This is a genomic window from Brachybacterium equifaecis (assembly GCF_023509525.1).
GTDB lineage: Bacteria > Actinomycetota > Actinomycetes > Actinomycetales > Dermabacteraceae > Brachybacterium > Brachybacterium equifaecis.
Genome location: NZ_JAKNCJ010000002.1, coordinates 273,575 through 295,119 on the forward strand (window position 1 = coordinate 273,575; position 21,545 = coordinate 295,119).

Consider the following 21,545-nt stretch of genomic DNA (forward strand, 5'->3'; position numbering starts at 1 on the left):
CGAGGTGGTGCTGTGCGGGATCAGGCCTTGGCGGCGATGATCTCGCGCATGAGGTCGGCGGTCTCGGTGGGGGTCTTGCCCACCTTGACGCCGGCGGCCTCGAGGGCCTCTTTCTTGGCCTGCGCCGTGCCCGCGGAGCCGGAGACGATCGCGCCGGCGTGGCCCATCGTCTTGCCCTCGGGAGCGGTGAAGCCCGCGACGTAGCCGACGACCGGCTTGGTCATGTTCTCGGCGATGAACTTCGCAGCGCGCTCCTCGGCGTCGCCGCCGATCTCGCCGATCATCACGACGGCCTCGGTCTCCGGATCCTCCTCGAACGCCTTGAGGGCGTCGATGTGGGTGGTGCCGATGACCGGGTCGCCGCCGATGCCGATGCACGTGGTGAAGCCGATGTCGGAGAGCTCGTACATCATCTGGTAGGTGAGCGTGCCGGACTTGGAGACCAGGCCCAGCTTGCCCTTGCCGGTGATGTTCGCGGGGATGATGCCGGCGTTGGACTGCCCGGGGCTGATGATGCCGGGGCAGTTCGGCCCGATGATGCGGGTCTTCCCGCCCTTGGACTGCGCGTAGTTGAAGAACTCCGCGGCGTCCTTGACGGGGATGCCCTCGGTGATGACGATGAGCAGCTCGATGCCCGCGTCGATGGCCTCGATCGCGGCGTCCTTGGCGAACTTCGGCGGCACGAAGGCGACGGAGACGTTCGCCCCGGTCTCCTTCATGGCGTCGGCCACGGTGCCGAAGACGGGCACGGAGGCGCCGCCCTCGAAGTCGACGCTCTGGCCGGCCTTGCGGGGGTTCACGCCGCCGACGACGGCGGTGCCGGAGTCGAGCATGCGCTGGGAGTGCTTCATGCCCTCCGAGCCGGTCATGCCCTGGACGATGACCTTGCTGTCAGAGTTGAGGAAGATCGACATGGTGCTCGGAGCTCACTTTCCGCTTGCGGCCAGCTCGGCGACCTTCGCCGCGCCGCCGTCCATGGTGTCGGCCAGGGTGACCAGGGGATGGTTGGCATCGGCGAGGATCTTCCGACCCTCCTCCACGTTGTTGCCGTCCAGTCGCACGACCAGCGGCTTCGTGGCCGCATCGCCGAGCTTCTCGAGGGCGCCGACGATGCCGTTGGCGACGGCGTCGCACGCGGTGATGCCGCCGAAGACGTTCACGAACACGGCGCGCACCTGCTCGTCGCCGAGGATGACGTCGAGGCCGTTTGCCATGACCTCGGCCGAGGCGCCGCCGCCGATGTCGAGGAAGTTCGCCGGCTTCACGCCGTGGCTCTCGCCTGCGTACGCGACGACGTCGAGGGTCGACATGACCAGTCCGGCGCCGTTGCCGATGATCCCGACCTCGCCGTCGAGCTTCACGTAGTTGAGGTCGAGCGCCTTGGCCTTGGCCTCCAGCGGATCCTCGGCCTTGGTGTCGACAAGCGCGGAGTGGTCCTCGTGGCGGAACTCGGCGTTCTCGTCGATGGTGACCTTGCCGTCCAGCGCCACGATCTCGCCCGCACCGGTCTTCACGAGCGGGTTCACCTCGACGAGGGTGGCGTCCTCCTCGCGGTAGACGTCCCACAGCTTCTGCAGCACGGGGGCGACCTTCGCGCCGGTCTCGGCGTCGAACTTCGCGGCCTCGACGATCTCCTTCGCCTTGGCCTCATCGATGCCGACGTTGGGATCCACGGCCACGCGGGCGAGCGCCTCGGGGCGCTCCACCGCGAGCTGCTCGATCTCCATGCCGCCCTCGACCGAGCACATGGCCAGGTAGTTGCGGTTCGCACGGTCCAGCAGCAGCGAGAAGTAGTACTCCTCGGCGATGTCCGCACCGGCCGCGATCATCACGCGGTGCACGGTGTGGCCCTTGATGTCCATGCCCAGGATCTCCGAGGCGCGCTGCTCGGCCTCCTCGGGCGACTTCGCGATCTTGACGCCGCCGGCCTTGCCGCGGCCTCCGACCTTCACCTGCGCCTTGACGACGACGACCGGGGTGCCGATCTTCTCGGCAGCAGCCTTGGCCTCAGCGGGCTCCTCCGCCACGATCCCTGCGAGCACGGGCACGCCGTGCTTCTCGAAGAGATCGCGGGCCTGGTATTCGAACAGGTCCACGAGTTCATGTCCTTCCGTGTGATCGGCAGCGGGCGGCGGGCCGTCATCGGCCCTCTCACCGCCCCTCTGGAACGCGCCCCACTGTAGCGACCTCCACTGACATGCGACCCAGCGGAAGCGGCCTGCGCACGAGCCACCGGACGGCGCTGTCCCCCAGGCACGGGGTCTACTGTGGCGGCGTGGCTCTCCGCTCCCGCTCCCTCGGCTCGCGCATCAAGGACCAGCTGGTCTTCAGCGTGGTGGCCGTGCTCGCCCTCTTCCTCCTGCTGAGGCTGCTCGGCTTCCGGGCGACCATGCCCGGCCTCCTGCTCTCGATCCTCATCACGGTCGCCCTCAACGTGGGACTCAGCTACTGGTCGCAGAGCAGCGCGCGGCGCGCTCGGGAATCGGACCGGCCCGTCCGTCGGCCCGACGGCGACATCCGCTGGCGCGACGATCGGGATCGGTGAGCGCGGTGGCCGACTGGAGAACATACGCGAAGGCCGCGCGCAGCACGGCGCGCAAGCAGGCGCCCGAGCTCGCCCGCCAGGCGCAGGAGTCCGCGCGGCGCAGCACGCGCCGGGCCGGTCAGTACACGCGCGCCGCGGTGCGCGCAGCCGACGAGGGCACGCGCGACTCCCGCGATTCCGCGCGCCGCAGCGCGGCCGCCTACGCGACCGTCACCGGGCGCACGCTCAAGCGGGCGCGCGTCGGCGAGCGGCTGCTCGCCGCGTTCCGCGATGCCGTGCTGATGGGCCTGTCGATCTCGGTGATCTGGTTCGTGGTCACCCGCACGGGCATCGCCATCCCGTTCAGCGAGGTCCTCGTCGTGATCCTGCTGCTGATGGTGCTCCGCTTCGGCTGGGCGCTGTGGGCAGGGCTCGGCGGCGAGGATGAGGAGCTGGCGGACGAGGAGCAGTTCCGGGAGGGCACGGGCGAGCGCTCTTTCGACGCTCGGGCCGAGGAGCCCGTGCGCCGCACGCGCACCGCTCGGGACCGCTGAGGCGGCATCCGACCGGGCCGAACGGCCCGCCCCCGGAGCAGAGTCCGGGCCTAGCGTGGACGAGGACCGGGCGGAGCCCCTGCCGCTCGGCCTGAACCGAGGAACCCATGCCACGCCCCGACGCTCGCCCGACCCCCGCTGCCGCAGGCTCTGCCGAGGCGAGCGCAGCCGCTCCCCCGCCCGTCCGGCCATCGCGGCGCAGCTGGCACCGCCGCGCCTCCCGGCCGGTGACGCTGTGGATGATGGCGCTGATCGTGGTGGTGCTGATCCACCCGCTGATCCCCCAGTCACGCTGGCTGCTCGTGCACATGGTGACCCTGGGCCTCGTGACCACCTCGATCATGGTCTGGGGCCAGCACTTCGCAGAGGCGCTGCTGAAGACCCGCCTCGGCGAGGAGACGCGCGCCCGGCAGGTGCGCCGCATCCAGCTCCTGACCGCGGGCATCGTCGTGACGTGCACGGGGATGGTGGGCTCATGGCCGTGGATCGCCAGCGCGGGAGCGCTGCTCGTGAGCGCCGCGATGCTCTGGTACGCGCTCGCTCTCGGTGCGCAGATCCGCGTCGCCCTGGCCCCGCGCTTCGCTTTCGTGGTGCGCGCCTACCAGGGCGCGGCCTGCCTGCTGCCTGTCGGCGCCCTCATCGGCACGGTCCTCGCGTTCAGCCCCCCGGAGCCCTGGCTCGGACGCCTGCTGCTCGCCCACCAGCTCATCAACGTGCTCGGCTTCGTGGGGCTGACGATCACCGCCACGCTCCTGACGCTGTGGCCGACGGTCCTGCGCACCCGCGCGGACGCGGGCGTCGCCCGGCGCGCGCCCGGCGCGCTTCTCGGGATGGGCATCGGCGCCGTCGGGGCGGCCGCGTTCGCCCTCACCGGCTTCACCGTCGGCGGGATCGCGTTCCTGCTGTGCTATCTCGCCTGCTTCCTCGTCATCGCAGGGGGACTGGTCTCCGCGGCCGTGCGCTCGGCGCGCGGCTCTCACCGCACGCCCCTGCCCCTGTTCCCGGTCCTCTCGATCGGCGCGGGCGCGTGCTGGTTCGCGGTGACCCTCGGAGCGCTCGCGGTGATGTGGCGGCGCTCCTCCGATGCGCACCTGTCGGCGACCCTGCTGGCCGCCGATCTCCAGGCGCTCACGCTGCCGCTCGTCGTCGGGTTCGCGCTGCAGGTGCTGCTGGGCGCGATGAGCCACCTGCTCCCGGTGACGATGGGCGGGGGCCCGCGCGCCACCGCCGCTGGTCTGCGGGAGATGTCGCGCCTCGCTGTGCTGCGCGTGGTCGCCCTGAATCTCGCGCTCGCGCTGTTCGTGCTGATGGATCTCGGCGGCGCCATCGCCCCGGCCCTCTTCTCCGCGCTCTCCCTCGGCACCGCAGATGCGGCATCCGCCGGTTCGCTCACGCGCGTGCTGCTCTCCAGCTTCGGCTTCGCTGTGCTGCTGGCGTTCGTCGTCCTCCTGCTGCGGGCGGTCCGTGCGAGCGTCCGCGAGCGACGCGCGGCGATGGCGGCCAGCGGTGCGTCGGCATCGACGCCAGTCGGGGGCCCAGAGGCTCCCGAACACCCTCCGGCTCCCCCGGCGCCGACGGACCTCGGAATGCCCGTGCGGCCAGTCGAGGAGGTCGGTCCGAGAAGCGGCGCGGTCGGCCGACGGGGTCTCACGAGCGCGCTGGTCGGCATCGGTTCCGTTCTCGGGGTGACCGCGCTCGGCGGCTCTCTGGATCGCAGCTACGGCTCGTTCGGCGATCCCGCGACCAGCACGACCGGCCCTGGTTCGCGCGTCGCTGCGACCGGACGCACCACCACGGTCGCGGTCTCGATGGCCGAGATGCGGTTCACCCCCGATGTGATCGAGGTGCCGGCGGGAGATGCGCTGGTGATCGAGCTCAAGAACGAGGATCCCCACGACGTCCACGACCTCGTCCTCGCGACGGGCCCGGCGTCCGGTCGTCTGCAGCCGGGCTCATCCGAGCGCGTCGATGCCGGGGTGATCGGGCATGACGTCGCGGGCTGGTGCTCGATCGTCGGCCATCGCGCGATGGGGATGAGGCTGCAGGTTATCGCGATCGGCGGTGCAGCCGCTCCCGCAGCCCCCGCTGCGGCCGTCGCAGCCGACCCCCTCGCACGGGTGCTCGCGGACCTCCAGCAGGCCCCCGCCGCCGATGCTCCTCCGCGCGATGCCTCGCTGCCGGCGTCGACCGTCGCATCGGCCGAGGGCCAGCGCCTCCGGCTCGAGGTGACAGAGGCCGTCGCAGAGATCGCGCCCGGCGTGCGGATGCACGCGATGACGTACAACGGACGCGTCGTCGGACCGGTGATCCGCTCCGAGATCGGGCAGCGCCTCACGGTCGATCTCATCAACAGCGGCTCGATGGGACATTCGCTGGATCTGCACGCCGGCCGCATCGCACCCGACGGCCCGATGCGCACGATCGCTCCCGGGGAGAGTCTCGAGTACGCGATCACCACGGAGTACGCAGGCGTGTGGCTCTACCACTGCTCCACGATGCCGATGACCGTCCACCTCGCCTCCGGCATGCTCGGCGCGGTGATCGTGCCGCCGCAGGGGATCGCGGTCGCGGATCGGGAGTTCGTGCTCGTGCAGTCCGATCACTACCTCGTGCCCATCGGCGCCGAGGACTTCGATACGGCGATGACCGGGCACGAGGGCCACGAGGCGATGGAGCCTGGCGCCGCACCGGCGCACCCCGTCTCCCCTGCGAAGATCGCGGCGGAGCGACCGGATTTCACCGTGTTCAACGGTCACGCGAACCAGTACGTCCACGCCCCGCTGCAGGCGCGCGTTGGCGAGCGCGTGCGCATCTGGGTGCTCGCCGCGGGGCCGAGCCGCGGGATCTCCTTCCACGTGGTCGGGGCCGTGTTCGACACGGTCTTCCGCGAGGGCGAGTACCTGCTGCGGCCCGACAGCGCGACCGGCGGTGGCTCGCAGGTGCTGCACCTCGGCCCTGCGCAGGGCGGTTTCGTGGAGACGGTGTTCGACGAGCCCGGGACCTACACGGCCGTGAACCACGCCTTCGCGGACATGGAGCGCGGCGCGCGGGCCCTCATCTCGGTGACCGGCTGAGACCGCGCACGGAGATCGCGAGGGTCGTCTCCAGGAGCTCCTGCTGGCGCGCCCGCGGCAGATCCAGGAGAGCTCCCGAGGTGCACAGGACCGAGAGCCCGTGGACGGAAGACCACAGGGCGACCGCGTCCGCGAACGCAGCCTCCCCATAGCCCGCGCCGGGCTCGCCCGCGGGATCAACGGGGCTTTCGACTGCGAGCCAGCGCTGGACGAGCTCCAGGAGCAGGTCGAACGGACCGTCGCTGCTCTCCCCCACCTCCTCCACCGGGAGGGCGAATCCGCTGCTCAGCGAGCGGAACAGCATCTGCGACGTGGTCGCGAAGGCGAAGTAGCCGCGCCCTGCGGCCAGGATCCTGCTCTCGAGCGCGCTCTGCCCGGGGAGCGCCTGCGCCGCGGCGACCGCGGCGGCCATCGACGCGGAGAGCTGTCGGAGGGTCTCTGCGCGCACGGCGGCGACGAGGTCCTCCTGCCCGGAGAAGTGCCGATAGGCGGCCGACGGGGTCACGCCCGCACGGCGGGCGACCTCCCGCAGCGCGATCGCGCTCGGCCCGCCCTCGGCGGCGAGCTCGACGGCGATGCGCAGCATCTCCTCGCGGAGGTGGCCGTGATGGTACGGGCGGGCGGCGCGGTCGGCCGGGGTGTTGACATCGTTCACATGGGCACTCTAGCCTGCTGGAAGTGAACGCCGTTCACATCTGCCGCCCCGTGGATCGGAGCCCCTCGATGGATGTTCTCCTGCTCGCTCTCCTCCTGGTGACGGGATTCGTCGGCTGCGCGGAGTTCGCCTCGGTCGCGCTCGTGCACCCCGTGATCCGCCGCCTCCCGCTCGAGGCGCAGGCGGTGATGGAGTCCGGGCTGCTGAAGACCTTCGGCCGCGTGATGCCGATCGGCATGACGGCCGCTGCGATCCTCGGCGGATTCGGAGCCGCACGCTTCGAGCCCGTCTGGTTCACGCTCGCGGCGATCGTGCTCACGATCGCGCTGATCGTGACGATCGTCGGGAACGTGCCGATCAATATCTGGCAGGGCCGCGTGCGCACCGGCGAGGTCCCCGAGGGCTTCGCGCGCAAGCGCCGACGCTGGGACCTCTTCCAGGCGATCCGCGGCACGCTCCAGCTGCTGGGATTCGTGTGCGTCGCGCTCGGCACCGCCTCCCTCTGATCGCCCCTCCCCTCACGAACAGGACCCCCATGTCTGCTCCCAGCCGCCCCGCACTCCTCAGCCGCCCCGGCCGCCTCGCCGCCGGGCTCACGCTGCTCGCCACCATCGGGATCGAGCTCGGCGGGAAGTACGTGCTCGACATCAGCCTCGGCGAGATCCCCCGCACCGACTTCCAGCTGCTCTACGCCCGCAGCGGCCACGGCCACGCCGGCGCTCTCGCCACGCTCGGCATCGCCTCGATCGTGCTGACCGACGCCGCCGGACTGAAAGGCCTCCCCGCGCAGATGGGCCGCTGGGCGATCCCCGCCTCCGCCGTCCTCATGCCCGCCGGGTTCTTCCTCTCCTCCTCGACGCCCGTCGCCACCGAGCCGAACGCCATGAGCGCGCTCATCACCGTCGGCGGCTTCCTGCTGGGCGCGGCGCTCGTGGTCGTCGGCGGGACGCTCGCCGTGCACGGGGTGCGCGGGCCGCGCAGCGAGAACTGAGCGCCGACGCGCCCGGCAGCTCCGCTCCCGCCGTGCACAGATGCCGAGCGCGCCCGTAGCCTTCCTGCATGGCCTTCACGATCCGTCCTCTGCGCTTCCCCGACGATGCGCCTGCGGTGCAGGCTCTGCTCGAGGCATCGCCCGGGTATGCCCGACGCGTCAGCGGCCGCGACAGCGCGCCCGACGCCGGCGCGCGCGTCCTCACGGACATCCCGCCCGATCTGGATCCATCAGCGAAGACCGTGCTCGGTCTGCTGGACGCTCAGGGAACGCTGCTCGCGATCCTGGACGTGCTGCACCACTGGCCTCGCCCCGGCACCGCGCACATCGGGCTGCTGCTCGTGCGGGAGGACCGTGCGAGGCAGGGGCTCGGGCGGCTCCTCCACGACTCCTTCCTCCCCCAGCTCGCCGCCGATCCCACCCTCGAGCGCCTGCGCGCAGGAATCGTCGGCGCGAATGCCGCGGGGGCGGAGCCGTTCTGGGCCTCGCTCGGATACGCCCCCACTGGGCAGGTCGCCCCGTTCGAGGACGGCCTCGTGCACAGCACGACGGCCATCTGGGAACGGTCGCTGCGCTCGGCGGCGCCCGCGCTTCGCGCCTCTGCCCTGCACCATCTGGAGCTCTGGACCGCTGACCTCGCCACGTCCGAGCCGGCCTGGGGCTGGCTGCTGGGATCGCTCGGCTGGGGGGCCGAGCGCGTGGAGGGCTGGGAGCTCGGCCGGATCTGGAGGCACGCCGACGGCTCGTACATCGTGCTCGAGCAGTCCGACGACGTCCGCGGCGCGCGCGCCGATCGCCTCACGCCCGGCATGAACCATGTGGCGCTCACGATCTCGGACCGCGGCGCGCTCGACGCCCTGCGCTCTGCCGCACCGGAGCACGGCTGGAGCGAGCTGTTCGCCGCACGCTATCCCCACGCCGGCGGCGAGGACCACGTGGGCTGGTACGCGGAGAGCCCCGAGGGGATCGAGGTCGAGGTGGTCGCTACAGCTTCGTGATCGGTGCGTAGCGCAGCAGCAGGCGCTTCTTCCCGTGCGGCTCCTTGAACTGCACCTCGACCTGCGTCTTCTCGCCCTGGCCGGCGACTTCGGTGACCGTGCCCATGCCGAAGGAGTCGTGGGTGACGCGGTCGCCGACGGCGAGCGAGGGCAGGTCCGCGAGCGCGCGCGCGGGCTTGCCGGAGCCGAAGCTCGGCCGGTTGACGTCGGCCCGTCCGCCTCCGCGGCCTCCGCTGAAGGACGGGCCCCGCCCGCCGCCGGAGCCGCCGAACCCCGAGCCGCCGTAGCTGGATCCGCCATAGCTCGAGCCGCCGTATCCGGCGCCCGAGAGGGAGCTGCCGGCGCGCGCGACGTCGAGCACAGCGTCGGGGATCTCATCGAGGAAGCGCGAGCCCGGGAAGAACTGCGGGGCGCCCCAGGTCGCGCGCATCTGCGCGCGCGTGATGTAGAGCTTCTCGCGAGCGCGCGTGATGCCGACGTACGCGAGGCGCCGCTCCTCCTCGAGCTGCTCGGGATCCCCCAGCGTGCGCTGGTGCGGGAAGGTGCCGTCCTCCAGACCCGTGAGGAAGACGACCGGGAACTCGAGGCCCTTGGCGGTGTGCAGGGTCATGAGGGTGACGAACTGATCCTCCTGGCCGGGGATCTGGTCGGCGTCGGCGACCAGCGAGACCTTCTCGAGGAACTGGTCGAGCAGGCTCGCCGCAGGTGCGCCCGCGAGCGGATCCGCTGCGATCGCCGCCTCCTGGGCAGATGGCGTCGTGGACGTCGGCAGAGCGGAATCCTCGGCGGCGGAGCCGGGCTCGCCTGCCGCAGCGGAAGTCTCCTGCACATCCCCGGCAGCCGCGGAAGCCGCTCCGGCGGCGCCGGCCGCCTCGTCCTCGTCCTCGTCCTCTTCGAACTCGCTCGCCGCGGCCGCGACGGCCTCGGCCTGCGCCTCGAACTCGCTCGCGACGCTCACGAGCTCGGCGAGGTTCTCCAGGCGGGATTCGTCCTGCGGATCATCGCTGCCCTGCAGCTCGGCGTAGTAGCCCGAGCGCTGCAGCACCTCCTCGACGAGCTCCGCCGGGCTCGCGCCCGCTTCGAGGACGCCCCGGAGGTCGTCGAGCATCGAGACGAACAGCCGCACCGAGTTCAGCGAGCGCGTGGCGATGCCGGGCGCTTCGTCGGCCCGGCGCAGCGCCTCGCCGAAGCTGATGCGCTCCTGCTCGGCGAGCAGCGCGATCGCTGCCTCGGCGCGGTCGCCGATGCCGCGCTTGGGCACATTGAGGATGCGGCGCAGGTTGATCTCGTCGTCGGGATTGGCGAGGACTTGCAGGTATGCGAGCGCGTCCTTGATCTCCCGCCGCTCGTAGAAGCGCGTGCCGCCCACGACCTTGTACGGCAGGCCCACCCGGATCAGCTGATCCTCGAGCGCGCGGGACTGGGCGTTGGCCCGGTAGAAGATCGCGACGTCGCTCGCGCGGCGCCCCGAGTCGACCAGGGCGTCGATCTGCCGGCCGATGTAGCGGGCCTCCGCCTGCTCGTCGTCGGCGACGTAGAGGGTGATGGGCTCCCCCTCCCCCTCGGCCGTCCAGAGATTCTTCTTGCGGCGGCCCTGGTTCTCCTCGATCACCGCGTTCGCGGCGGTGAGGATGTTCTGGGTCGAGCGGTAGTTCTGCTCGAGCACGATCGTGCGCGCGGTCGGGAAGTCCTGCTCGAACTCCACGATGTTGCGGATCGTCGCGCCGCGGAAGGCGTAGATCGACTGGTCGGAGTCGCCCACCACGGTGAGGTCGGCGCGGGGATCATCGCCCACCAGCTCCCGCACCAGGGCGTACTGCGCCGGGTTCGTGTCCTGGTACTCGTCCACCAGCACGTGCCGGAAGCGGCGGCGGTAGCCCTCGCGGATCGCCGGATTGCCCTGCAGCACACCGACGGTCAGGCCGATGAGGTCGTCGAAGTCGACGGCGTTGGCCTGGCGCAGACGCTCGGTGTACGCGGTGAAGACCTGGGCGATGGACTTCTCCCACGGGTTCTTCGCGCTCTCCGCCTGATCCGCGAAGTCGATGGGGTCCACCAGGTCGTTCTTCAGCGAGGAGATCTTCGAGGCGATCCCGCGCGGAGGGTTCTTCTTCGTGTCGAGCCCGAAATCCTTCGCGATGTTCGTGATCAGGCGCAGCGAATCGGCCGAGTCGTAGATCGTGAACGAGCTGCGCAGGCCCGCGGCGTCGTGCTCGCGCCGCAGGATCCGCACGCACGCGGAGTGGAAGGTCGAGACCCACATGGACCGCGCCGCGGGGCCGACGAGCTCCGCCACGCGCTCGCGCATCTCCGCGGCCGCCTTGTTGGTGAAGGTGATCGCGAGGATCTCCCCGGGCATCGCCTCGCCGGAGCGCAGCAGGTGGGCGATGCGGCGGGTCAGCACGCGGGTCTTGCCGGAGCCTGCGCCCGCGACGATGAGCAGGGGGCTGCCGCGATGCTCGACCGCTTCGCGCTGGGGCGGGTTCAGCCCCTCGACGAGCTCTGCGAGGGCCGACGGGTCTCCGCCTCCCCAGGGCGCGCGGCGCGGCTCATCGCGATAGGCGGAGCCGCCGTGACCGGTCGGGATCGGGGGGACGGGCAGGTGCGCGAAGGGGCTCTCCTCGCCTGCAGGCGCGAAGGCGCCCGCCGCGGAGTCGTCCTCGGGCGGGACGTCCTCCTCCAGCGGCGGCGCCTCCCCCAGCTCGGGCGCCTCGTGCAGTCCGGGCGCCCCGTGCGGAGCGGGCGGGTCCTGCGGAGCGGGCGCGTCGGGACCCACCCGGACCCCGCTCAGGCGGCGGAAGGAATCGGGCAGGGACATGTCATCGAACAGTGAGCTCATCGCCGCTCCAGGATAGGCGGAGCAGCCGACATCCGGCCGAGAGGCGCCGGCAGCAGGCCCGTGGGACACTGCCGCCATGCACAGTGCTGATCGCTCCACGCCGTCCGACGCCCCCTCGGACAGCGCGGAGGCGATCGCGCAGGAGCTCCTCCGCCCGCGATCCGAGACCCTGAGGCCCTCGCGAGCGGTGTGGGCGCTGCTCTCCCTCGCACTCCTCGTCGCCCTGCTCCTGTGGCTGCTGCCGCTCGTGGTGGGCGCATCCTGGACGGAGATCTCCGCCGGGCTCGGGGCGCTGCCGCCGTGGGTCCTCCTCGCCGCTCTCGCACTCGGCGCGCTCGCTTTCGCCCTGGAGGCGCTCGCTCTGCGCGCCGCCGTCCCCGGCTCGCCCGCACCGGCCGCCCTGCAGGCCCACGGCGCCTCCATGGCGCTCACCCTGCTGGTGCCCGGGGGATCGCTGCTGGGGATCGGCGCAGTCAGCGCGATCCTGCACCGGCGCGGGCTGCCCCTCGGCGCGATCCTCACGGGGATCGTGACCTTCTCCGTCGCCGATATCGCGATCGGCGGCATCGCGGTGCCGCTCGCGGGCGTCCTCTCCTACGCCGCGCTCTCCGCCGGCACCGCGCTCCCGGGCACCTGGGTCGCGGTTCTCGTCGCGCTGCTCGGCGCCCTCCTCAGCGCGGCCGCCGTCGCGCTCCTCGCGCACCGCGCCGCATTCCTCTCCGTGCTGGAGACCGTGGTCCCGCTGCTCGACCGCGGCGCCTGGGGCGCTGGGGCCGACGGGGCCGACGGCGACGCTGTCGCCGGCACGGTGCCCGCAGGCCAGGATGGGGGCACCCAAGCGGTCATCGCTTCCGCCCTCGCGGTGCGCGACGGCGCCGCGCACCGCCTGCGCAACCGCGGGGCGCAGATCGCCCTGCCGCTGCTGCTCGCGAGGGCCCTGCAGCTGGGCGCTCTCGCGCTGGCGATCCATGCGAGCGGTTTCGGGATCGGGGCAGCGGCGACGGTCGGAGTGTTCCTCGTGGCGCGCACAGTCGCGCTCGTTCCCCTCACCCCCGGTGGAGGCGGGCTCACGGAGGCTGCCGCGGCCGCCGTGCTCGTGGCTCTCGGGATGCCGGGCGCAGCAGCGGCGACCTCTGCGCTCGTGCTGAGCCTCGCGACCTTGGCGGCGCCTCTGCTGCTGGGGGCCGCGTGCGGCCTGACGGCGCTCCTCGTGCCGGGTCGGAGAGGGCCCGGGATGCACGAAGGGCGCCGCCCCTGATCCTCTCGGATCGGCTGGGCGACGCCCTCACGGAATGCGGGCTCTCGGAGACACTGACGCTCCGAGCTCACCGCTGCTGCGCTGAGCGCTCCCGCACTGCTGGGAGCTCTCCGGTGATGCTCAGAGCTCTCTAGTGCTGCTCGGAGCTCTCTGCGAGCAGGCGCTCGACCTCTTCGCGCCGGTACCGGCGATGGCCGCCGAGGGTGCGCAGGGGGGAGAGCTTGCCGGACATCGCCCAGCGGGTGACGGTCTTCGGATCGACGCGGAAGAGCCTCGCCACCTCTGCCGGTGTGAGCAGGGCAGAATAGGTCGTTCCGCTATCCATGGGTTGCTGTTCTGGAGCTGCAGCCATTGGGGGGGGTCCCCTTTCTAGGGTGTTGGGGCCAAGGTTGCTGAGTTGAGTCTACCGAGCACGCCTCCGAGCACTTCGCCGTCATCCCGCCCAAAAGCGGGCATACCGGTACATTTCGTGATGATTCACCTGATCTTCGGTGCCTGAACTGTCGAACTGCCCGGGAAATGTGAGGCAATCCGACGAAACCTGAGGACATCCTGATCCCCGCCCGGCGCATTGCGAGCACTCCCCGCCCGAGGAGCAGCCTGCCGCCGAGGGGCGCGCAGACCCGCTCCGGCCGCGCCCCGGGGCCCGAGGAGACGCCGACCCCGGGGAGGGGGTAGGATTGGGATCCGTACAATCGCCATCGCCCGGGCTCGCGCGCCCGCCAGTCGACGCACAGGGGGTCAGATCTATGGGTCGTGGCCGACAGAAAGCCAAGCAGACCAAGGTGGCCCGGGACCTCAAGTACTACAGCCCCCCGACGGACCTCACTGCCCTGCAGCGAGAGCTCCAGTCCGGAGCGGCTCCCTCCACCCGGCGCACCGAGGATCGCGAAGAGTGGTCCGATGACAGCTCGTGGAGCGAGAGCGACAGCTGGGCTGCACGCAATGAGGGCCCGTCAGCACCCGCTCGCCGGCGCTGAACCACCGCTGCGCATGGCGAAGGGACGATCCTGAGGGATCGTCCCTTCGCCATGTCCGGGGCTCAGGCCCAGCCGTCGTGCGTTCCCGTGACCAGGACCGCCCCGCCGACGACGCCCTTCGCGCCGGCCACGCGCACGTCGGCCCGCCCCGGCTCGGGAGCGTCGGCATCGGCGAGCACCTCGCCGATCACTCGCGCCGGCAGGCCGCGGTCCGCGAGCAGCCGCACCGCGGCGTCGGCCTGCTCGGGGGCGGCCACGGCGACCATCCCCATGCCCATGTTGAGCGTCGCCTCGAGATCCTTCAGCTCCACCCCGCCCCACGCGCGCACGCGCTCGAAGACGGCCGGCGGAGCCCAGCTCGCGCGATCGATCCGCGCGGTCACGCCCTGGGGCAGGACGCGCGCGAGATTCGCCGCGAGCCCGCCGCCGGTCACGTGGCTGAGGGCGCGCACGCCGGCGCCCGCCTCGCTCGCGAGCAGCGCGAGGAGATCCCCGGTGTAGATGCGGGTCGGCTCGAGCAGCTCCGCGCCGAGGGTGCGGGAGAACTCGGGGATCTCGGCGTCGAGCGCGAGGCCCTGGCGGGCGATGACCGCGCGCACCAGGGAGTAGCCGTTGGAGTGCAGGCCTGAGGCCTCCATGCCGATGACGACGTCTCCCGCCTGCACGCGGTGCGCGCCGAGGAGGTCATCGGCCTCGACCACGCCGACGGCGGCGCCGGCGACGTCGTAGTCCTCGGGCCCCATGAGGCCGGGATGCTCCGCGGTCTCTCCGCCGACGAGCGCGCAGCCGGCGATCCGGCAGCCCTCGGCGATGCCGCGCACGATGTCGGCGATGCGCTCGGGCACGACCTGGCCGCAGGCGATGTAGTCGGTCATCGCCAGCGGGCGGGCGCCGACCACCACGATGTCGTCGACGACCATGCCCACGAGATCCTGGCCGATGGTGTCGTGCACATCCATCGCCTGGGCGATCGCGATCTTCGTGCCCACGCCGTCGGTGCTCGAGGCCAGCAGGGGCCGGCGGTACTCCTTGAGCGCCGAGACGTCGAGCAGGCCCGCGAAGGCGCCCACTCCGCCGAGCACCTCGGGGCCGTGGGTCGCGGAGACCGCCGCCTTCATCAGTTCGACGGCGCGGTCTCCCGCCTCGGTGTCGACGCCGGCGGCGGCGTAGCTCAGCGCGGGGGTGGTCTCGGCGCTCATGCGGGGGCGTTCTCCTTGGTGTCGTGCGCGGGGTTCTCGTGCAGGGGTTCGGCAGCGGCGGCGCGAGCACCCTCCTCGCGCACCTCCAGCACGCTCTTGCCGAGCACCCGGGGGTCAGGGAGCGGAACGGGGTACTCGCCGGTGAAGCAGGCGGTGCACAGGCGCTCCCGGGGCTGCTCGGTCGCGGCGATCATGCCCTCCTGAGACACGAAGCCGAGCGAATCGGCCCCGATGGAGCGGGCGATCTCCTCGACGTCCAGCCCGTTGGCGATGAGCTCGGCGCGCGTGGCGAAGTCGATGCCGTAGTAGCAGGGCCAGGTCACCGGCGGGGAGGAGATCCGCACGTGGACCTCGGCGGCGCCGGCCTCGCGCAGCATCTTCACCACGGCGCGCTGAGTGTTGCCGCGCACGATCGAGTCGTCGATGACCACCAGGCGCTTGCCCGCGATGATCTCCGTCAGCGGGTTCAGCTTGAGCCGGATGCCGAGCTGGCGGATGGTCTGGCTGGGCTGGATGAACGTGCGGCCGACGTACGCGTTCTTCACCATGCCCTGGCCGTAGGGGATGCCGGACTCCTGCGCATAGCCGATCGCGGCGGGGGTGCCGGATTCAGGGGTCGGGATCACGAGATCCGCCTCCACCGGGAACTCGCGCGCGAGCTGTCGGCCCATCTCCAGCCGCGCCGCATTCACGTTGCGCCCGGCGATCTGCGTATCGGGCCGTGCGAGGTAGACGTACTCGAAGACGCAGCCCTTGGGCTGCGGCTCGAGCACCTGCTCGCTGCGCAGGCCCTGGGAGTCGATGGTGATCATCTCGCCGGGCTTCACCTCGCGCACGAAGCTCGCGCCGCAGATGTCCAGCGCAGCGGTCTCCGAGGCGACCACCCAGCCGCGCTCGAGGCGCCCGAGCACCAGCGGGCGGATGCCCTGCGGGTCGCGCGCCGCGTACAGCGTGGTCTCGTCCATCAGGGTGAAGCAGTAGGCGCCGCGCAGGTGCGGCATGAGGTCCCGCAGCGCCTCGCCGAGGTCGCCCTCGGTGTCCAGGAGCGCGGTGACCAGGGCCGTGTCGGTGGTGTTGCCGCGCGCGATCTCGCCGCGACCGGGGGTGCGGCCGCCGTGGCGCTCGCGGAGCATCGTCACGAGCTCCTGGGTGTTGACCAGGTTGCCGTTGTGCGCGAGGGCGACCGTCCCCTCGGCGCGCGCGCCGAGGGTGGGCTGGGCATTGGACCAGACGGAGCCGCCGGTGGTCGAGTAGCGCGCGTGGCCGATCGCGATGTGGCCGGTCAGGGCGCTCAGCGCAGATTCGTCGAAGACCTGGGAGACCAGTCCCATGTCCTTGTAGACGAGGATCTGCTCGCCGTCGCTCGTGGCGATCCCGGCCGACTCCTGACCGCGGTGCTGGAGCGCGTAGAGCCCGTAGTACGTGAGCTTCGCGACCTCCTCACCGGGCGCGAAGACGCCGAAGACCCCGCAGGCATCCTGAGGACCCTTCTCCCCTGGGAGCAGGTCGTGCGAAAGCTTTCCGTCACCGCGCAGCACTGCCCCATCATCGCACAGTGCTGCAGCCCCGGCGGCGCGCCGTGCCTGCTCAGCGACGCGATGAGCGTGTCGGCGCGGAGCGATTGCGGCGCGCGTCGACCAGTGCGGCGATCGCCGCGAGCGGCATGCCGATGAACAGCGCGCCGATCGCAGCGAAGTAGGCGATTCCCGCGATCCAGAACGTCTGGGTCGCGAGCGCCGCGATCACGCCGATCAGCGCGCCGACGGCGATCGCGATCAGCACCCACAGCCCGAGCGCCGGGGTGCGGCTGCGGCGCGCGTACAGCGCCGTGGTCTGCGGTCGCGCCGCGTCCGCGCCGTCGGCCTTTGCCTCGGTGCCCGCGGGGACGTCGGCGGCGGCGGGGTCGGCGGCCACGGGGTCGGCGGCCGCGGGGTCGGCGGCCGCGGGGGTGGAATCGGGGGCGGTCTCGGGGGTCACAGCTCTCCTGCAGCATCGACGGCGGCCTGGACGACCGCCGTATCGGTTCGGGTCTCCGGGTCGCTCTCCCCGGGCGCGAGCGGGGTGCGGCGCCGCGCGGAGAGGTGGATGTCCTCCACCCCCGCGGTCTGCACCAGGTCGCGGATGTGGGCGGGGCGGATGCCTCCGCCGGCGCACACGTCGATCAGTCCGTCGGCCGCGCGCACCATCTGCGCGAGGCAGTCGGCCCCGTCGATCGCGCGCTGCGCGCCGCCGGAGGAGAGCACGCGGTGGAAGCCGAGCAGCATGAGCTGCTCCATGGCGGCCGTGCGGTCGGCGTCGGTCGGCATCGCGTCCAGGGCGCGGTGGAAGGTCAGGGTGAGGCTGCGCAGCTGGGCGGTCGCCGCCTCCAGGGCGGCATCGCGGATCGCGCCGACGGCCGGCGCATCGACGGCGCACTGCGGCGTCAGCGCGCCGATCACGACCCCCGCGGCCCCGGCGCGCACGCTGCGGGCGGCCTGCTGCGCCATCAGATCGATCTCCTCGGGGCTGTAGACGAACTCGCCCTCCCCGGTGAGCCCCTCCCCCGCGCTCGCGCGGCTGCGCACCAGCACGTGGACCCCGAATCCGGGCTTCGCCTCGCGCTCCTCCACGAGCCGCGCGGCGGCCTGCGCGCACTCGGCCACGAGCGCGGCATCCGGAGTGAGGCCTCCGCGGCTGAGGTCCGCGCACAGCTCCACGCGGGCGGCGCCCGACTGCGCGGCGACCACGAGCCCGGCGACGTCCTCCACGGCGATCTCGACGGCGACGCTCACGAGGCGGCCCCCGCAGAGCTCTGCGCACCCGTTCCGCCCGCGCCCTGCTGCTCCCCCGCGCTCTCGCGCGCGGCGCGGGCAGCGCGGATGATGCGCCGGGGACCGGGCAGCGGGAGGATCTCGGAGAGATCGCTGCGCTCGCCCGAGGCGGAGATGCGGCCGCTCGCGCGGGCATCCGTCCAGCTCAGATCGCCGACGGCGAGCGCGAGCCAGGTCGCGGCGTCGGTCTCCACGACCGCGGGCGGAGTGCCGCGGGTGTGGCGGACTCCCGGCAGGGCCTGCACGGCGCCGTACGGGGGGACGCGCAGCTCGACCGCATGACCGGGGTGTTCCTCGGCGATCAGCTCGAGGGTGTGGCGGACGGCCGGCCCGAGGATCGCGCGGCGCGCGGCCGCGGGATCGGCGTCCCAGTCGCGCAGCGCCTGGTCCCCCTCGTCCGGATCGGTGCGGCGACGGATCGCCATCAGCGCCGCGCCCTCACGCCGCGGGCAGCGAGCGGGCCTCGCCGGGGCCGGGCAGGAGGTCGTGCACGGCGATGGTGTCCTCGCGGTCGGGGCCGACGCCGATCGCGCTGATCCGGCAGCCGGCGAGCTCCTCGAGGCGCTGCACGTAGGCGCGCGCGTTCTCGGGGAGATCCTCGAGGGTGCGGCAGGAGCGGATGTCCTCGGTCCAGCCGGGCATCGTCTCGTAGACGGGCACGGCGTGGTGGAACTCGGTCTGCGTCATCGGCATGTCGTGGTAAATCACGCCGTCGACGTCGTAGGCGACGCACAGCGGGATCTCCTCGATGCCGGTGAGGACGTCGAGCTTCGTGAGGACGATGTCGGTGAAGCCGTTGATGCGGCCCGCATGGCGGATCATCGGGGCGTCGTACCAGCCGCAGCGGCGCGGCCGCCCGGTGTTCACGCCGACCTCCCCGCCGGTCTTCTGCAGGAACTCGCCCCACTGGTCGAACAGCTCCGTGGGGAACGGCCCTGCGCCCACGCGGGTCGTGTACGCCTTGACGATGCCGATCACGCGGTCGATGCGCGTGGGCCCGATGCCGGAGCCGGTGCAGGCGCCGCCCGCAGTCGGGTTCGAGCTCGTGACGAAGGGGTAGGTGCCGTGGTCGACGTCGAGGTAGGTCGCCTGGCCGCCCTCCATGAGCACCACCTCGCCGCGGTCCAGTGCGGAGTTCAGCAGCTCGGTGGTGTCCACGACCATGGGGCGCAGGCGCTCGGCGTAGGCGAGCAGGCCCTGGGTGATCTCCTCGACCTCGACGGCGCGGCGGTTGAAGAGCTTCACGAGCAGCTCGTTCTTCTGGCGCAGCGCCCCCTCGACCTTCTGGCGGAGGATCGACTCGTCGAAGAGGTCCTGGACGCGGATGCCGAGGCGGCCGGCCTTGTCCATGTAGGCCGGGCCGATCCCGCGGCCGGTCGTGCCGATCGCGCGCGAGCCGAGGAAGCGCTCGGTGACCTTGTCGAGGGTCTGGTGGTACGGGGCGACGATGTGCGCGTTCGCGCTGATGCGCAGGCGGCCCGTGTCGACTCCGCGCGAGGAGAGGCTCTCGATCTCCTCGAACAGGGCCTCGAGGTTCACCACGACGCCGTTGCCGATCACCGGGGTGACCTGCGGGGACAGGATGCCGGCGGGAAGGAGTTTCAGCTCGAACTTCTCGCCCTTGACCACCACGGTGTGGCCGGCGTTGTTGCCGCCGTTGGGCTTGACGACGAAGTCGACGCTCTCCCCGAGCAGGTCGGTCGCCTTGCCCTTGCCCTCATCGCCCCACTGGGCACCGACGATCACGACAGCAGGCATGCGGACTCCTCCAGGAGGGCGCGCGGCACCCTCGGAGGGCTCGCGCGAAGCAGGGCGGAGCGCAGCGGAGCGCCGCGCTCGGACCCCTCGAGCCTACCAAGGGGCCCCGACAGGCGGCCGGGCGGCCCTCAGCCCAGCAGGCTCGGATCGGCGTCGTGGAGGAAGTCGCGCACGCGATCGGCCTCGTCGCTCTCGCCGATGCGGCGGGCTGACTCCCCGAGCAGGGCGAGGGCCTTGAGGAATCCGCGGTTGGTGGGGTGCGAGGCGGGGATCGGACCCTGGCCGCGCCAGCCCGCGCGGCGCAGGGCGTCGAGGCCGCGGTGGTAGCCGGTGCGGGCGTACGCGTAGGCCGCGACGACCTCTTCGGAGTCCAGAGCCTCCTGCGCGAGCTCCGCCCAGGCCAGGGAGGAGGAGGGGAAGCGCGCGGCGAGATCGCGGGCGTCCTCGCCGTCCTTCAGCGCGGCGGCGACCGCGGTGTCCGGGTGGTCCTCCGGGAGGAGGGTGGGCGGGATTCCCAGCAGGTTGGCGGCATCAAGGGGGCGCGAGGTCTCGGTCATGCCCCCATCGTAGGGCGGGCGCGCACAGGACGGACTGGCAGAATCGGACGCATGGCCCGCACCCTCGACGGATCCGAGCTGCTCACCGGCACCGATGCCGCGGGGCTGCTCCGCTCCGCCGTCGGCAACGCCGGCGGGATGCTCCGCACCTGGGAGCTCGACCACGTCGACCATCGGCCCGGCCGCTCCACGAAGGCCCTCTACCGCACCACGGTCTCCTGGCCCGAGGTCGACGGAGTCGAGGCACCCGTGCGCGAGGAGCTGTTCGGCGCGAGCGCGCACGTCGGCGAGCAGGAGCGGGACCTGTTCGACACCGAGAGCTCCCTGGTGATGACCGACGGGGACATCAGCGTGCGCGTGTGGCGCTACCCCCATGACCCATGGCTGCCCATGCTCCCCCACGTCTGCTACCCCGACGTCGTCGGCGCGACCCTCGCCTCCCTCGGCGTGGAGACGGGCGAGGATCCGGCGGCGCCGGTCCCGATCGAGGTCATCTCGTACCGGCCGGGGCGCCGCGCCGTGCTTCGCGCGCAGCTGCCGGGACGGGGCGTGTTCCTGAAGGTCATGCAGCCGCACAGGTCGGCGGAGATCGTCGAGCGGCACCGGCTGCTGCTGGCCACCGGCGTGCCCGTCCCCGAGGTGCTCGGTGAGCGCGACGGCCTGATCGTGCTCTCGGAGCTGCCCGGCGAGCCGCTCGCCCGCGCCGTGCTCAGCGAGGGCGCGGCCGCCTGCCGGCCCGAGAGCCTGGTGGCGCTGCTGGACCGCCTGCCCGCCTCGCTGTTCTCCCAGCCGCTGCGGCCCCCGTGGACGGACTCCGTCGAGTTCTACGCGGGGATCGTCGCCTCCGCCCTCCCCCCGCTCGGCCCCCGCACCGATGCGCTCGTGCGCGCGATCCGGGAGGGACTGGCGGCAGTGGGCCGGCGCATCGACCTCAGCGCCCATGACGTCGTCCACGGCGATTTCTACGAGGCGCAGGTCTTCGTGCAGGACGGCCGCGCCACCGGACTCCTCGACATCGACACCGTCGGCCCCGGCAGGCGGGCCGACGATCTCGCGTGCCTGCTGGCGCACCTCAGCGTCCTCGCGAACGACGGCGCGACCGGCCGCATCGACCCGCGTACGCGCGAGGCGGTGGAGGAGGCCATCGCCCAGTGGCGCCCGGTGCTCGCCGAGCGGGTGGATCCCACCGAGCTCGCCCTGCGCACGGCCGGAGTGGTGCTGTCGCTCGCGACCGGACCGCACCGCCAGCAGGAGCCGGCGTGGCAGGCCACCACGGAGTCGATCATCCGCGTCGCCGAGCGCTGGGTCGATGCCGCCCGCGACAGCGAGTCCCACTAGCATCGGGCCC

The 21,545-nt window shown here is 72.3% G+C and carries 21 protein-coding genes; 9 read left to right on the plus strand and 12 right to left on the minus strand.

Features of this window, described 5'->3' with window-relative positions:
* Nucleotides 1-20: 20 nt before the first annotated feature.
* Together sucD and sucC are read right to left on the minus strand one after the other, a co-directional pair.
* Entirely contained in the window at nucleotides 21-914 is an 894-nt protein-coding gene (gene sucD / locus Bequi_RS05740; protein WP_249737003.1) for a succinate--CoA ligase subunit alpha, read from the minus strand.
* Nucleotides 915-926: 12 nt separating this feature from the next.
* Nucleotides 927-2,096, minus strand: a complete 1,170-nt coding sequence (gene sucC, locus Bequi_RS05745; RefSeq protein ID WP_249737004.1) for an ADP-forming succinate--CoA ligase subunit beta — start codon at nucleotides 2,094-2,096, stop codon at nucleotides 927-929.
* Nucleotides 2,097-2,275: 179 nt separating this feature from the next.
* Here sucC and Bequi_RS05750 point away from each other — a divergent pair, with 179 nt between their 5' ends.
* From Bequi_RS05750 to Bequi_RS05760, 3 genes are all read left to right on the plus strand, one after another.
* Nucleotides 2,276-2,545, plus strand: coding sequence for a hypothetical protein (locus Bequi_RS05750; protein WP_249737005.1), 270 nt, complete (start codon nucleotides 2,276-2,278; stop codon nucleotides 2,543-2,545).
* Nucleotides 2,542-3,078 (plus strand): hypothetical protein, encoded by a 537-nt coding sequence (locus tag Bequi_RS05755; RefSeq protein WP_249737006.1) that lies wholly within the window; start codon nucleotides 2,542-2,544, stop codon nucleotides 3,076-3,078. The genes Bequi_RS05750 and Bequi_RS05755 overlap by 4 nt, the downstream gene beginning before the upstream one ends.
* 107 nt (nucleotides 3,079-3,185) lie before the next feature.
* Nucleotides 3,186-6,152 carry a multicopper oxidase domain-containing protein gene (locus Bequi_RS05760; protein ID WP_347271974.1) on the plus strand — a complete coding sequence of 989 codons (2,967 nt, stop codon included), beginning with the start codon at nucleotides 3,186-3,188 and terminating at the stop codon, nucleotides 6,150-6,152.
* On the opposite strand, the gene Bequi_RS05765 is transcribed toward Bequi_RS05760, so the two are convergent.
* On the minus strand, nucleotides 6,133-6,807 hold the full coding sequence (locus Bequi_RS05765) for a TetR/AcrR family transcriptional regulator (RefSeq protein ID WP_249737007.1): 675 nt from the start codon (nucleotides 6,805-6,807) through the stop codon (nucleotides 6,133-6,135). The genes Bequi_RS05760 and Bequi_RS05765 overlap by 20 nt on opposite strands.
* 23 nt (nucleotides 6,808-6,830) lie before the next feature.
* Here Bequi_RS05765 and Bequi_RS05770 point away from each other — a divergent pair, with 23 nt between their 5' ends.
* The 3 genes from Bequi_RS05770 to Bequi_RS05780 all read left to right on the plus strand — a co-directional run bounded on the left by Bequi_RS05770 (nucleotide 6,831) and on the right by Bequi_RS05780 (nucleotide 8,796).
* Nucleotides 6,831-7,313: an anthrone oxygenase family protein gene (locus Bequi_RS05770; RefSeq protein ID WP_249737008.1), complete on the plus strand. Its 483-nt coding sequence runs from the start codon at nucleotides 6,831-6,833 to the stop codon at nucleotides 7,311-7,313.
* A gap of 29 nt (nucleotides 7,314-7,342) precedes the next feature.
* Nucleotides 7,343-7,798, plus strand: a complete 456-nt coding sequence (locus Bequi_RS05775) for a hypothetical protein (RefSeq protein ID WP_249737009.1) — start codon at nucleotides 7,343-7,345, stop codon at nucleotides 7,796-7,798.
* Nucleotides 7,799-7,866: 68 nt separating this feature from the next.
* Nucleotides 7,867-8,796: a GNAT family N-acetyltransferase gene (locus Bequi_RS05780; protein WP_249737010.1), complete on the plus strand. Its 930-nt coding sequence runs from the start codon at nucleotides 7,867-7,869 to the stop codon at nucleotides 8,794-8,796.
* Here Bequi_RS05780 and Bequi_RS05785 read toward each other — a convergent pair.
* Nucleotides 8,783-11,635 (minus strand): UvrD-helicase domain-containing protein, encoded by a 2,853-nt coding sequence (locus tag Bequi_RS05785; protein ID WP_249737011.1) that lies wholly within the window; start codon nucleotides 11,633-11,635, stop codon nucleotides 8,783-8,785. The genes Bequi_RS05780 and Bequi_RS05785 overlap by 14 nt on opposite strands.
* Nucleotides 11,636-11,711: 76 nt before the next feature.
* Here Bequi_RS05785 and Bequi_RS05790 point away from each other — a divergent pair, with 76 nt between their 5' ends.
* On the plus strand, nucleotides 11,712-12,893 hold the full coding sequence (locus tag Bequi_RS05790; protein WP_249737012.1) for a lysylphosphatidylglycerol synthase domain-containing protein: 1,182 nt from the start codon (nucleotides 11,712-11,714) through the stop codon (nucleotides 12,891-12,893).
* Between the two features lie 130 nt (nucleotides 12,894-13,023).
* Here Bequi_RS05790 and Bequi_RS05795 read toward each other — a convergent pair whose 3' ends face one another.
* Nucleotides 13,024-13,218, minus strand: a complete 195-nt coding sequence (locus tag Bequi_RS05795) for a BldC family transcriptional regulator (RefSeq protein WP_249737013.1) — start codon at nucleotides 13,216-13,218, stop codon at nucleotides 13,024-13,026.
* A gap of 424 nt (nucleotides 13,219-13,642) precedes the next feature.
* Here Bequi_RS05795 and Bequi_RS05800 point away from each other — a divergent pair, with 424 nt between their 5' ends.
* Complete coding sequence (locus Bequi_RS05800; protein WP_249737014.1) at nucleotides 13,643-13,873, plus strand: DUF3073 domain-containing protein; 231 nt, start codon at nucleotides 13,643-13,645, stop codon at nucleotides 13,871-13,873.
* Nucleotides 13,874-13,935: 62 nt separating this feature from the next.
* Here Bequi_RS05800 and purM read toward each other — a convergent pair whose 3' ends face one another.
* The 7 genes from purM to Bequi_RS05835 all read right to left on the minus strand — a co-directional run bounded on the left by purM (nucleotide 13,936) and on the right by Bequi_RS05835 (nucleotide 20,197).
* A complete protein-coding gene (gene purM, locus Bequi_RS05805; RefSeq protein WP_249737015.1) occupies nucleotides 13,936-15,072 on the minus strand; it encodes a phosphoribosylformylglycinamidine cyclo-ligase in 1,137 nt (378 codons plus the stop codon).
* On the minus strand, nucleotides 15,069-16,610 hold the full coding sequence (gene purF, locus Bequi_RS05810; RefSeq protein ID WP_249737016.1) for an amidophosphoribosyltransferase: 1,542 nt from the start codon (nucleotides 16,608-16,610) through the stop codon (nucleotides 15,069-15,071). The genes purM and purF overlap by 4 nt, the downstream gene beginning before the upstream one ends.
* A 49-nt stretch (nucleotides 16,611-16,659) precedes the next feature.
* Nucleotides 16,660-17,049 carry a hypothetical protein gene (locus Bequi_RS05815; RefSeq protein ID WP_249737017.1) on the minus strand — a complete coding sequence of 130 codons (390 nt, stop codon included), beginning with the start codon at nucleotides 17,047-17,049 and terminating at the stop codon, nucleotides 16,660-16,662.
* On the minus strand, nucleotides 17,046-17,843 hold the full coding sequence (locus Bequi_RS05820; protein WP_249737018.1) for a copper homeostasis protein CutC: 798 nt from the start codon (nucleotides 17,841-17,843) through the stop codon (nucleotides 17,046-17,048). Before Bequi_RS05820 ends, Bequi_RS05815 begins: the two co-directional genes overlap by 4 nt.
* Nucleotides 17,840-18,307 carry a sterol carrier family protein gene (locus Bequi_RS05825; protein ID WP_249737019.1) on the minus strand — a complete coding sequence of 156 codons (468 nt, stop codon included), beginning with the start codon at nucleotides 18,305-18,307 and terminating at the stop codon, nucleotides 17,840-17,842. The genes Bequi_RS05820 and Bequi_RS05825 overlap by 4 nt, the downstream gene beginning before the upstream one ends.
* Nucleotides 18,308-18,320: 13 nt before the next feature.
* On the minus strand, nucleotides 18,321-19,640 hold the full coding sequence (locus Bequi_RS05830; protein ID WP_249737020.1) for an adenylosuccinate synthase: 1,320 nt from the start codon (nucleotides 19,638-19,640) through the stop codon (nucleotides 18,321-18,323).
* A 128-nt stretch (nucleotides 19,641-19,768) separates the two neighbouring features.
* On the minus strand, nucleotides 19,769-20,197 hold the full coding sequence (locus Bequi_RS05835) for a DUF3151 domain-containing protein (protein WP_249737021.1): 429 nt from the start codon (nucleotides 20,195-20,197) through the stop codon (nucleotides 19,769-19,771).
* Between the two features lie 51 nt (nucleotides 20,198-20,248).
* Here Bequi_RS05835 and Bequi_RS05840 point away from each other — a divergent pair, with 51 nt between their 5' ends.
* Nucleotides 20,249-21,535 carry a phosphotransferase gene (locus Bequi_RS05840; RefSeq protein ID WP_249737022.1) on the plus strand — a complete coding sequence of 429 codons (1,287 nt, stop codon included), beginning with the start codon at nucleotides 20,249-20,251 and terminating at the stop codon, nucleotides 21,533-21,535.
* The last annotated feature ends 10 nt before the right edge of the window (nucleotides 21,536-21,545 follow it).

Excerpts from the sequence above, each read along its gene's own strand:
- Bequi_RS05790 (WP_249737012.1), top strand. The coding sequence starts at position 11,712 with ATGCACAGTGCTGATCGCTCCACGCCGTCCGACGCCCCCTCGGACAGC.
- Bequi_RS05795 (WP_249737013.1), bottom strand. The coding sequence starts at position 13,218 with ATGGATAGCGGAACGACCTATTCTGCCCTGCTCACACCGGCAGAGGTG.
- Bequi_RS05800 (WP_249737014.1), top strand. The coding sequence starts at position 13,643 with ATGGGTCGTGGCCGACAGAAAGCCAAGCAGACCAAGGTGGCCCGGGAC.
- Bequi_RS05785 (WP_249737011.1), bottom strand. The coding sequence starts at position 11,635 with ATGAGCTCACTGTTCGATGACATGTCCCTGCCCGATTCCTTCCGCCGC.
- Bequi_RS05840 (WP_249737022.1), top strand. The coding sequence starts at position 20,249 with ATGGCCCGCACCCTCGACGGATCCGAGCTGCTCACCGGCACCGATGCC.
- Bequi_RS05825 (WP_249737019.1), bottom strand. The coding sequence starts at position 18,307 with ATGGCGATCCGTCGCCGCACCGATCCGGACGAGGGGGACCAGGCGCTG.
- Bequi_RS05760 (WP_347271974.1), top strand. The coding sequence starts at position 3,186 with ATGCCACGCCCCGACGCTCGCCCGACCCCCGCTGCCGCAGGCTCTGCC.
- Bequi_RS05775 (WP_249737009.1), top strand. The coding sequence starts at position 7,343 with ATGTCTGCTCCCAGCCGCCCCGCACTCCTCAGCCGCCCCGGCCGCCTC.
- sucD (WP_249737003.1), bottom strand. The coding sequence starts at position 914 with ATGTCGATCTTCCTCAACTCTGACAGCAAGGTCATCGTCCAGGGCATG.
- Bequi_RS05830 (WP_249737020.1), bottom strand. The coding sequence starts at position 19,640 with ATGCCTGCTGTCGTGATCGTCGGTGCCCAGTGGGGCGATGAGGGCAAG.
- Bequi_RS05780 (WP_249737010.1), top strand. The coding sequence starts at position 7,867 with ATGGCCTTCACGATCCGTCCTCTGCGCTTCCCCGACGATGCGCCTGCG.
- Bequi_RS05835 (WP_249737021.1), bottom strand. The coding sequence starts at position 20,197 with ATGACCGAGACCTCGCGCCCCCTTGATGCCGCCAACCTGCTGGGAATC.
- purM (WP_249737015.1), bottom strand. The coding sequence starts at position 15,072 with ATGAGCGCCGAGACCACCCCCGCGCTGAGCTACGCCGCCGCCGGCGTC.